This window comes from Pedobacter sp. 10L46_2 (genome assembly GCF_056395165.1).
On sequence record NZ_JBFTIZ010000114.1, the window covers coordinates 1 to 11572 of the forward strand.

8 protein-coding genes are annotated in these 11572 nt (G+C 37.2%); 7 read left to right on the forward strand and 1 reads right to left on the reverse strand.

Going from position 1 to position 11572, the window contains the following annotated elements; genetic code table 11:
• From AC1DDX_RS13970 to AC1DDX_RS14000, 7 genes are all read left to right on the forward strand, one after another.
• Positions 1-2475 (forward strand): SusC/RagA family TonB-linked outer membrane protein (locus AC1DDX_RS13970; RefSeq protein WP_477622175.1); only part of this gene is annotated, 2475 nt, incomplete at its 5' end.
• A 24-nt stretch (positions 2476-2499) separates the two neighbouring features.
• Positions 2500-4131: a RagB/SusD family nutrient uptake outer membrane protein gene (locus AC1DDX_RS13975; protein ID WP_337715092.1), complete on the forward strand. Its 1632-nt coding sequence runs from the start codon at positions 2500-2502 to the stop codon at positions 4129-4131.
• A 21-nt stretch (positions 4132-4152) separates the two neighbouring features.
• Positions 4153-4929 carry a fasciclin domain-containing protein gene (locus AC1DDX_RS13980; protein ID WP_337715090.1) on the forward strand — a complete coding sequence of 259 codons (777 nt, stop codon included), beginning with the start codon at positions 4153-4155 and terminating at the stop codon, positions 4927-4929.
• A 46-nt stretch (positions 4930-4975) separates the two neighbouring features.
• Positions 4976-6583, forward strand: coding sequence for a DUF5008 domain-containing protein (locus AC1DDX_RS13985; protein WP_337715088.1), 1608 nt, complete (start codon positions 4976-4978; stop codon positions 6581-6583).
• Between the two features lie 55 nt (positions 6584-6638).
• On the forward strand, positions 6639-8432 hold the full coding sequence (locus tag AC1DDX_RS13990; protein WP_337715087.1) for a DUF4983 domain-containing protein: 1794 nt from the start codon (positions 6639-6641) through the stop codon (positions 8430-8432).
• Positions 8433-8502: 70 nt separating this feature from the next.
• The gene (locus tag AC1DDX_RS13995) at positions 8503-9951 is read left to right on the forward strand and encodes a hypothetical protein (RefSeq protein ID WP_337715085.1); all 1449 of its coding nucleotides are present in this window, start codon (positions 8503-8505) and stop codon (positions 9949-9951) included.
• A gap of 98 nt (positions 9952-10049) precedes the next feature.
• Entirely contained in the window at positions 10050-11159 is a 1110-nt protein-coding gene (locus AC1DDX_RS14000) for a DUF5013 domain-containing protein (RefSeq protein ID WP_337715082.1), read from the forward strand.
• A 45-nt stretch (positions 11160-11204) separates the two neighbouring features.
• On the opposite strand, the gene AC1DDX_RS14005 is transcribed toward AC1DDX_RS14000, so the two are convergent.
• Positions 11205-11504, reverse strand: a complete 300-nt coding sequence (locus AC1DDX_RS14005; protein ID WP_172663715.1) for a response regulator — start codon at positions 11502-11504, stop codon at positions 11205-11207.
• Positions 11505-11572: the final 68 nt, after the last annotated feature.

Sequence of the window (11572 nt, forward strand, 5' to 3'; positions counted from 1 at the left end):
GCATTGTACGGTTCAAGGGGTGCATATGGTGTAATTTTAATACAAACTGTACGAGGAAATTCAGCTGTTCCGCGTATCCGTTATACCGGTAACTTTTACATGAATGCAATTCCTAAACTCCGCAGTATTTTGGGTGGGAATGCTGAACGTGAGCTAAAATTATATCAGATCAATACCTATGGTAGATTCAGAGATCAGTATATGGTTTCAAATACACCTTTCTTAGCTGATAGTTTGAATCCTTATTACAACAATTCAACCGATTGGCAGGGCGTTTTCTATCAAAATACCTATAATCAAACACATAACGTTCAGCTTGATGGTGGTGATACCAAGTTTAGTTATAAGACGAACCTGAGTTACTTTTCTGATAAGGGTATTATCAAAAATACTGGTTTTGACAGGTATAGTTTGAATATGAATATGGACTATAAACCTACTGAAAGAATTAGTTTTTTTGGATCCATAAGAGGTAACGTAGGTAAGATCAAAAAGGCAAATGGAGTAGGGTTATTACAAACGGGTGTTGCAGCCGACGGACAAAAATCGTCATTACTGCCCGGGCCTTCATTCTTTCAGGCAACCAGTAGTGTATTATCAGCCCTGCAAACAAATACAGATGCAGGACCTAAGAACCTAAATACTTATATTGAGGGACGTTATGAGCTAATCCCGGGATTAAATTTAACTTCTGCGGCTAGTTATGATTATAATGTAGATACTGAAGATACTTTTACGCCTGCTGCTGCTAACGATCAATTTGCTAAGATATACTCTTTCTATGGATATACCTCGCAGCTATATAATAGAAATAACGTTTCTTATACCAGATCTTTAAATGAGAAGCATAACTTTTTTCTTAACCTTTTTAGTGAGATGTATATTAAAAAGGGACAATCAAGTATTACAAGATTAGAAAGATCGCCAAATGATCAATTTCAAGGACCATTAGGATATGATGGTTATTACTCTAGGGGCGGTGGTATTTTAACTTCTTTTTACGATCAGAATCAAATTTCATTTGCGGCGGCTTTTACTTATGATTTTGAGAAGAAATACATTTTTGATTTAACTTATCGTATTGACGGTACTTCCAATAACGGAAATAAAGAACCATATTCTAAGAATCCTTCAGTGGGTTTGAAATGGAACTTTAATAAAGAAAATTGGCTTAAAGATCTTAAATGGCTAAATTATGGAGATATTCGGGTAACGGCGGGTAGAAACATTTTTCCGGTTGGAAATTTGATCGATATTTATGGAAAGTACATCCCACGTGGTTTCTATAACAATAATCCACGGGTAGGAATAGATTATGAATATGTACCTAACCCTTTGCTTAGGCCAAAAAAAGTAACCCAATTTAACCTTGGTTTTGACTTAGGTCTATTCAACGGAAAACTTGATGTTATTTTTGATACTTATTATAAAAAGGTTGATAATGAACTGTTTGTTAGTCAATTATCTAATACCCTTGCTTTTAGTAAATATACAAGTAATGATGCAGCACTTGCAAATTATGGATATGAGCTATCGTTTACAAGCAGGCCTTTAGCTAAAGACAGCAAATTTAACTGGACTATATCCGTAAACGGAGCCTGGAATAATGACGTTTTAACAAAACTTCCTGAAGAGTATAACGGACAGTTTATTGAGTTTGATTTTAATTCTGGTTATTCACAGCATTTAGCAAAAAGAATTGGAAGAAATTCATTGGCTAACTACTTATATGTAAATCAGGGTGTATACGATTCAACAAACGATGTACCAATTGATCCTGTTACAGGTTTAAGATACAGGAATAATGATTCCGGAGATTTTCTTAATTCCTTCCAGGGTGGCGATGCACGTTTCTATGATGCCAATGGTGATTATGTATTGGATTCAAGAGATTTACAAGTTGTTGGTAATACACAGCCCGTGTTGACAGGTGGTTTATCTAATACTTTGAGTTATACTATGCCATCGGGTTCTACCCTTTCCCTTAATATTTATGCTACTTATACTGCAAAACGTTCTATTTTGAATAATGCCCTTGCAGACAGGTTAAGGTTGCTGAACAATCCGTTTGGTATCAAAGATGGTGTTTATGGCAAAAATCCACTTACTGTTGTTCCTGTTAATGACTTAAATATGTGGACAGGCCCTGGTTATACCAACGCCAGATTTGCCAATGCTTACGACTATGCACACAACGCTTTTGCGAATAATTACAGATATGAACAAACGCTTTGGATGGAAACCGGAAGTTACTTCAAAATTAACCAGATTACACTTTCTTATTCATTTGCTAAAAAAATGGCCAGACGTATTGGTTTGAACAATATACGTACCTTCCTTTCGGCAAGTAATATTGTTACTTTTTCTCCTTACACCGGTCCAAATCCGGAGGGGGTTACTGCAATTGGTAGAGATGGTTCAAATGGTTACCCGGTTCCCCGAGTATATAATCTTGGTTTTAACGTAGAATTTTAATTGAAGTCACAAAACTAATAAGACATGAAAAAATATATTATTTGCTTATTTATTGTTGTAAGCGCTTCACAATATGGCTGTAAGAAATTTTTGGATATTACTCCCATAGATAAACTTACAGGAAATAATTTTTACAAGACCAGGGAGGATATGGAAGCAAATATCACCGATATGTATGGTGAGTTATTTGATAAATATACACGAACAGCTTTTGCTGGAGCAACAGGTGAATTTCGCTCGGGAGAGGTAATTCCTGCGGCAGAAGGTGGCGCCGGTCGTTCTGCATCTGGATTAATCGGGGGGCACACCAGGCAAACGCCAAACCCTCAGGGAAGTACCGATAAGCAGAATGTTCCTTTAACTACTGTTAATGACAGGTACCTGCTGGCCGCGATATCTACCGGACCACCACCACCAGCTTGGTCTGGTTATAATTTTAGCGATTTAACCAAATGGGATGAATATTACAGAGTGATACAATCGGCTAATCTGATGATTAGTAAAATCGACGATGGTATTGCTGCACTAACGGCTGAAGAGTCTAAGCGCTATAAAGCTGAAGCCAAATTTATTCGTTGTTTTTGTTATTTTCAGATGGTTCGCTTATTTGGGGATGTAGTTTATTATACTGATGCCTTTCAAAAAGATCCTTTGCCAAGAGAAAATATGGTAACTGTTATAAATAATTGCATTGCTGATCTTAAAGATTTTAGAAATGATTTACCGTTAACTTTTACTGATCCATCTTTGAGGGGTGTGAGGGCAAACAGAGGTGCAGCAATAGGTTTATTGATGAATATGAATATGTGGAATGCAGGGTTTGATATTGCTAATAGAACTTCATATTATCAGGAAACAGCTGCATTGGGAAAAGAGATTATGGACAGTAAAGCTTTTCGTCTGCTTCCTCTAGGTGAATGGGCTAAAGTTGTAAAGGGCCGTTCTGAGGAAAGTCTTTTTGAATTGTTCAGAACACTGAATTACAATCAGGATTTGAATGACCCATTTGCGCAGGCTAATGCATATTCGCCCTTTGGAGATGCATTTATCCATTTCCCATACAAGCAACCTGAGTATACTCACAGATATAGCTACTCTGTATTTTCAACAGAATATATGAGAAAACTTTATCCGGATGAATCAGATTTAAGATTAACAATCTGGTTTGTTGCTCCATTTGATCAAAATGCTTCAACCTTTCAGTTAAGGAAATTTGCATTAAATACATTCGCAGATGCAAACAATCCTAATTTGGATTTGAATCCAGACAATACATATTTAATTATGCGCTATAGCGATGCTATTTTGTTACGTGCAGAGGCGTTGGCTAATCTTAATCCTGAAGATCCGATAGCAATAGAGTGTTTAAATATTGTAAGGGGAAGGGCCGTGGCTCCGCCGTACCCAACCGGAAGTAAAGATACAAATTTGAAAGATGCAATTTTTCTGGAAAGATCTAAAGAACTGATGGGAGAAGGAAGTCGTTATTTTGACCTGGTAAGAACTAAAAGAGTATTAAGTAAAGAGTGGACAGATAATCCATTGACTTCAGATAAGTTTAACAGGGGTGGTTGGACCTGGCCAATTCATCCAAACGCATTGTTCAATAATCCTAAGATGAGTTTAAATAACTATTGGATTGGTTCAGGTCTTTAATTTTAAATAATAGATAAATACATGAAAAATATTATTAAACGATACTTTAAACCGACGGCAATATTATTGATTTTGCTGGCAATGGTAATAAGTTCCTGTAAAAAAGACGACTATTATAATGATGGTGGTAAAGCCAACCCGGTTTTTAATGGGAATATAATGCAGTATTTGGAGTCGAACAACAAATTTGACACTATCGCTCAAATTGTTAAGCTGGCAGGTATGGAAGATGTTTTCAAAAATGAAAACATCACTTTCTTTGCTCCAACAGATGAGGTGATCAGACGCACTATTGGTTTGGTAAATACCCCCATTCGCGAATTGCAGGGTGGATTAAATCAATTGTTGTTCGATACGGGAAGAGATACTTTGAAAACCCTTTCTGATGTACAGCCTGAAATATGGAGGAAATTTTTAGGAAGATACATTTTTAAAGGTTCATATAGGTTAAAAGATTATCCTCAGGTTGATTTTAATTTGAGGGAATTGTTTCCGGGATCATACTATTACACATACGATAGAGATATTGCAAACATCGGTGTTGTATATAATTCCGTAAATGGAGTTAAGTATGTTGGATACCGCCAATTAACTATTTCTTATTTATGGGATCCATCAAACCCTAATAATTTTGCGACTGCGGCAGTTGCATCATCGGATATACAACCAAGTAATGGTGTTGTACATGTACTGGCTGTTAGTGTAGGTACTCCAATAGGAGAAGCTCCGAATGACTTTACTGCAAATATATTTGGGTTTAATGCTGACTTTTATAATGACGTAATGTTTAGCAGATAGATTTATAATAGTTAAAATATTAATAGAAATAATTTAAGATAAGCATATGAAATTTTTTAAATATATAAGTCTGTCAATGATCCTTGTAACAGCATTGTTAAGTGGCTGTAAAGAAAAGGAAACTTCATTTGAAGATCCGTATCAGGGTGGTATAGCACCTTTGGGAATTAAGATTGATCGCCAGCAAATACCTGTTCCCGCAGTTGGAATGGCAGGAACTGTAATTACCTTTAAAGCGACAGGTTTAGTGCCTCATAAAGATAAGATTCAGTTTCTGTTTAATGGTGAAAAGGCAGAGATTACGGAGATCACTGAAACCGGAATCAAAGCGAAAGTGCCTGGAAGAGCCAGTTCGGGAGTTACGTCTTTTGTTATTGATGGACAGCTGGTTTTTGGACCGAACTTTACAGTTACCGGATTTGTTAAAAAGGACCCTACCTTTAAAGTAGTAGCCGGTACAAATGGTTTTATTAGTAAGTTTTATCAGGTAGCGGGAGGTAATTTATTGTTGTTGGGTGGTTTTACGAACTATGATAATAAGGGGATAGTGAAGCCAATTAACCGTATTGTAAGGATTTTTCCGGATGGAACCTGGGATCGTTCATTGCTGAGCGGAGGCGCTGCAAATGGTGACCTTTACGGCATGGCCGTTGTAAATAGCCAATGGTATCTTGGGGGTGCTTTTAGCGGCTATGCACAGAGAGGGGGCATTAATAACATAACCAGGGTAAGTAACCAGGGAACTGTTGACACCATGTTGGTTGAGACTTATACAAAAAAACTGATATATGTTCCAACATTTAATGGTGGAACGGATGCAGCTATTACAGAAATATATGCATTTAATAATAAGATTATAGCATCGGGAAACTTCAAGTATTATCTGTCTCGCCGTTATGATCAACCAAGCAGACAGTTAAAAGATAGTACAGTTATTGATACTGTTGACGTGCGCCAACTGGTACGTTTTAACCCAAATGGAACTTTAGATAAAACATGGAGATTCGATCCTAATGCGACCGGTTATGGGGGAGCTAAAGGTAAGAGTTTACCGGGATCTAATGGGTATATCAGTACATTGATGCACACCGACGGAAAGATTTTGGTTTATGGCAATTTCACCAAATTTGACGATGCTTCGGCAGGATACGTTACCCGTTTAAACACAGATGGAACAATAGATGCAACATTCAATCCAGGAGGAGCAGGAGCTGATTTTATCGTAAACTACGCGAGTTATAATGAGACGACCAAGAAGTATCTGTTATGCGGAACATTTAAGAAATTTAATGGGGTTGCATCAGAAAGTTTGGTTATGCTGAATTATGACGGTTCGGTTGATCAATCGTTTGTTCCTAAAAAGTTTGTTGGGGGGTATCCTAATTTCACCAAACAGCTTAGTGATGGTTTATGCTTAATAGGGGGGTATTTTAAAACTTACGATGGGGTGAACAGACAAGGCTTTCTTATTACAACTGACAAGGGGGAAATTGCAGAAGGATATAATAATGTAGGTAACCTGTTAGGTAGAATAAATAATGTCTTTGAAACGAAATCTGCAGATAATAAGAGAGCGTTATTAATTGGGGGTTCATTCTTTGTTTTTGATAACATAGAAACGAATAATATTATTAGGGTAACACTAGAAAATTGATTATATTAATACATATAATCCAGACATGAACCAAATGAATTATAAATTAAAGAATATGAAAAAACATCAATTCAAATATTTTGTTAGTCTAACACTATGCTTGCTGGTGTTTGCAACATCCTGTAATAAGGATTTTGATAAAGTAATACCAGATGCGCCTGATAATGATGGCAACGTTACCTATAAAGTTCCTAAGGTTCTTTACCTTATTGTAGATGGTGCACGCGGTACGTCAGTTAGAGATGCGGGAACTCCAACATTAAGAACCCTTATTGATAGTGCAGTTTATACCTGGACCGGATTAAGTGATAATACTAATTATACCGACGCAACAAATTGGACAGATATGCTGACGGGAGTAAAAAAGGAGAAACACAACGTTTTATCAGAGGATTTTGCTGGTAATAAACTCGAAAATTATCCGGTTATATTTGAACGTATTAAATCGTTGAGGCCAGGTTTTCGTATAGCATCTTTTGCTTCATCTGATGTGTTTAAGGGTAAGTTAACCAAAGGGGCAGACGTTACAGAGTCATTTGGTGGAAACGACGATGCTGTAACTTCAAGATTGGTAGAATTTGTGAAAACTGATACGGCATCTCTGATTGTTGGGCAGTTTGGCGGTGTTGAGAAGGCAGGAAAAGCTTCTGGATTTGACAATTCTTTTGCGCCATATAAAGCAGCTATTAATAAGTTTGATAGTCAGGTTGGTGAAATTTTAGCTTCATTAAAATCAAGACCTACGTACTACAAGGAGAACTGGTTGGTTGTTGTAACTTCTAATAAAGGGGGGCAATTTACACTCCCTGTAGAACAAGACGATAAAACTCTTTTTAGTAACACGAATATCAACACCTTTACTATAATTTATAACAACAAGTATAACCCTACTTTCATTGCGAGACCATTTTTAGGAAATAGCTATTCCGGTACAGCAATTAGATTTAAAGGTGAACCAGAAAAAATCAAAGGTGTAGTGCAAGGAGCTGCTACTAATAGTGAATTTAATTTTGGCCCTGATGCGGATTTTACCGTTTCGGTAAAAATCAAAAAAGGAAAAACCAAAAATACTTCAAAAGGAGATTATTGGTATGAATGGCCATCGGTATTAGGTAAAAGGAATAATAGCAGCTGGGGTCAGGCGGGATGGAATATTTGCTTGTTTTATAATGGCTGGCGCTTTTTTGGAGCAGGAGGTCAGGACAACTCAAATGGTGATGAGGTTGGGGGTCTTGACTTTAGTGGAGATACCTGGCATGATTTAACATTTGTCGTAGAGAAAAAAGCGGATGGCAGGAGATATATCAGATTGTATACAGATGGAATAAAGGGGATTACAAATAATGGAGGTGGATTTGAGGCAAGTCCTGCAAAACCTCATACAAATGACAGACAGTTGTCCGGATTTCCAAACTACAACAACAATGATCCTTTAACAGTTGGATTTGTGGGAGGTGATGTTAATGGCGATAGAGGAGTTATTAACGTTCAGCTAGCTGAATTGAAAATATGGAAAACTGCACTCTCAGAAACGGTTATTAAACAGTATTCTTGTGACCCTACTATGGACCAAAGTCACCCAGCCTATGATTATTTAGCTGGTTACTGGCCTATGGTTGATGGAACGGGAGCAACACTTAAAGATAATGGACCCTTTCAGGCGGATTTTAAATTAGAAGGGGCTTATAGCTGGGAAAAATTCACAGATTTAATGTGTTCTCCGAGTAACACAAACTTAGGTGTATTGGTTCCAAAAAACTCTGACATTCCGACGCAAATATTAAGTTGGTTTAATATTCCAAGGCAAGAAAATTGGGCATTGGACGGTAGAGTTTGGATTGCAAATTAATTTAAGGTTTTCAGGGCTTTATAAAGTAAGTCCTGAAAACCTATTTAAAGATCATTATATATTTAAGGATATGAAAAGAATATTTACTACTGTACATTTATGCCTTTTGGCAATTACAGCTATGCTGATGATGTCATGTGAAAAGGAAAAGCTATCAGGAGTGCTCGCTAAGGAAACTGCTGCTAATGTCAAGCTTAGCGTGGAAAATAGAATTGATATTGGAAGTGGCGAAAATTTTACATTAAACAACGATGAATTAATCATTCCAGTAACGATCAATTTATCCGGTGCATCTGGAACGGCTTTCAATGTGCAGGCTACATCTAATTTAGATACTATTGCTACACTGGTTGGTAGTGGGACATTACCTGCTGGAACAATAGCGTTGGCCGAACAAACGTTTAATTTTCCTCCGGTGATTGATTTTGCATATGGGATAAAGAGTACAACTTTTAATCTGGCGGTAAGTAGAAGTTTTGTTGAGAGAAACCATAGCAAGTTATTGGCTCTGGCGATAAAAATTTCAGCTCCATCTAAAGGAAATGCAATTGAGGCCAATAAGAATGCCATTATAGTTGTTATTAATGCTGCTGAAGCGATTGCCGCTGAAGATGTACACTATATCTCATTTGCATCGGCTGGCTCTCCTTATTTGGTGCCAAATGGAACAAATTATGCAATTGGCACGCAAGATTTGACGATACCTCTAAATCTTGCTCTTGCAGGACTTGCAGGTTCCGATTTTACAGTGGATGTGGTACCGAATGATGCATTAGTAACTGCACTCATAAATAACGGAACGCTTAAAAATACAGTTGTATTAAGTTCAGGTAGCTATGCACTTACTAATCCAAAAGTTAAGTTTGCTCCTAATGAGAACAGCGCAAAACTTGAACTAACTGCCAGAATTTCAGAATTGTTGAAGAACACCAAGAAAAAAGTTGCAATAGGACTATTACTTAGAAACCCATCTAAATTCCAACTTGATGAAACGAAAAAAAGCATAGTGGTAGTTATTGATCCGGATCATTTTAGGCCTTATAATGGGACTCCTTTCCTTATTAAAGGAGCCATTGGTGCTGTTTCTGATATGATTCCTGCTGCACAGTACGATTTTGGCGGTGAAGGAATTGCATTCCACGATACAGGCGGTAAAGATGGTGTTGGTGATTACCGACCAAATGATAATGTTGATGTGGGTGACTATACTCCACGTAGTGTAGTAGGATGGACTTCTGATGGTGAATGGTTGACCTATACTGTTAATGTGGAGGAAAACGGAGAGTATGAGTTGAACTCCCTAATCGGTGCGCCAGGAGATAATGGAAGGTACAGTGTATTCTTTGATGATGTAAATATTACAGGGATACTAGCATCTGCCAAAACACCTGGTAGTTACGGAGATCAGCAACCAAACAGAACAACAGTTCAGCTTACGAAAGGAAGACATATCATGAAATTCTATATGAATGTGGGTGCTTATGATGTGAGGGGATGGATATTTACCAGAAAGAAATAATTATTTTGTAAATACATAAAAATAAACCAATCAACAGCAGCGATGGCTAAAATTTAATCATCGTTGTTGTTTAAAAAATATACCAAACTTTAAATAGTATGAACAAACTTTTTATTTTGCTATTAAGCATAGTTATTTTCGCTTCCTGTTCTAAAAGTAAGGACATTGAAGTTGAACCAGCTGAACAGAAAAGACCATTTGTGGATTTTGAGGCTGTTCCGGGAGATGATCCGTTTACCTTTGACTTTAAGAATAACTCCAAGGAATATAAAAAGCTTGAATGGCGTTTTGGTGACGATAGTGTTTCTTATGAAACTACTCCAAAACATATATTCGCTAGTGCTGGTACCTTTGAAGTCAACTTAACAGCAATAGCGGAGGATGGGTCTACTGCAAAAAAAGTGGTCCTTATTAAAATTATACCGGACAGTGCTGTAAATTTTATTGCTGCAAGTCAGGGTAGTAACAAGGTGAAATTTAGTGTTAAGTCTTCGAAAGTTACCGTGAAGAGTTTTTCGTGGGATTTCGGAGATGGATCAGCTGTTTCTGAAGAGGCAACTCCAATTAAAGAGTATGGGGCCGGTAATTTATATACCGCCAAGTTAAAGGTGACGACTGAAAAAGGTTCTGTATTTACTGTTTCTAAATTGGTAACAGGTAATGGAACAGTAAAAGATATCACTTTAGATTATTTGCTGAATGTTGGTCCTAAATTTGTTCCATCGGCCAGGTTTGGAAGTAGATGGGGTATTGTAGCGGATTGGAGAGTAAATGCTGCGGTATTACAACGCGATGGTGGTATGGGTGGCTGGGACGAATGGGATGGAAATAGTATGTCGATGGAGTCATGGGGTGGTGAACCGGATATCATTAACGGAAAAATTCAGCAGACAACGCTAAAACCACTTCCGGCAGGCCAATATTATTATACGCTGGATTTTGTAGGATACCAATGGAAGAATTTGTTTTATACTGTAATTGCAAAGGGAGGAGAAATACCTGACGTTGATAAAGTTGAAAGTAATCCTATTGTTTTGGGCTATACAAAATCAAGCGGAAATCCAGATTCCGGAGCACCAAGAAAGTTCACTACAGCATTTACCGTACCTACTGAGTCTCCTGTTACTGTAGGTTTCGTAGCGACATTTATAGATAACGATCAGTATTTCAGACTCAGATCTATAAAGCTTTACCAATTGGATAAATAAAACACACAAATTAAATAAAGAGCTGTTACATTGTAACGGCTCTTTTTATTTTAAAGCCTCATAGATTTCGGTAAACAACAAACCGCTTCCGCCACCGTAATGAAATACAATAGGAATTTTGCGATTTACTTTTCTGATCACATGCTCTAGCTCAGTTTCTTCAGCCTTTTCTAATCCTGCCCCCACCAAAACCAGATCAAAGTTTGCTGATCTAAATGTTGTAATTGCCTGTTCCAGTGTATTTGCACCTATTGCACTCATTTCAGTATTGGAATTTACAAGCCTCAGAACTGTATTTAGAATTTCCTGATGGGTACAAACCACCAAAACCTCGGTCTTTTTCATAATTAATAATTCATTGGAACCTCCATTAAAAGGACTTCCATATTGTTAATTGCTTCAATGGTTACATG

Coding starts and splice junctions, on each gene's coding strand:
- AC1DDX_RS13975 (WP_337715092.1), top strand. CDS start 2,500: ATGAAAAAATATATTATTTGCTTATTTATTGTTGTAAGCGCTTCACAA.
- AC1DDX_RS13980 (WP_337715090.1), top strand. CDS start 4,153: ATGAAAAATATTATTAAACGATACTTTAAACCGACGGCAATATTATTG.
- AC1DDX_RS13985 (WP_337715088.1), top strand. CDS start 4,976: ATGAAATTTTTTAAATATATAAGTCTGTCAATGATCCTTGTAACAGCA.
- AC1DDX_RS13990 (WP_337715087.1), top strand. CDS start 6,639: ATGAAAAAACATCAATTCAAATATTTTGTTAGTCTAACACTATGCTTG.
- AC1DDX_RS13995 (WP_337715085.1), top strand. CDS start 8,503: ATGAAAAGAATATTTACTACTGTACATTTATGCCTTTTGGCAATTACA.
- AC1DDX_RS14000 (WP_337715082.1), top strand. CDS start 10,050: ATGAACAAACTTTTTATTTTGCTATTAAGCATAGTTATTTTCGCTTCC.
- AC1DDX_RS14005 (WP_172663715.1), bottom strand. CDS start 11,504: ATGAAAAAGACCGAGGTTTTGGTGGTTTGTACCCATCAGGAAATTCTA.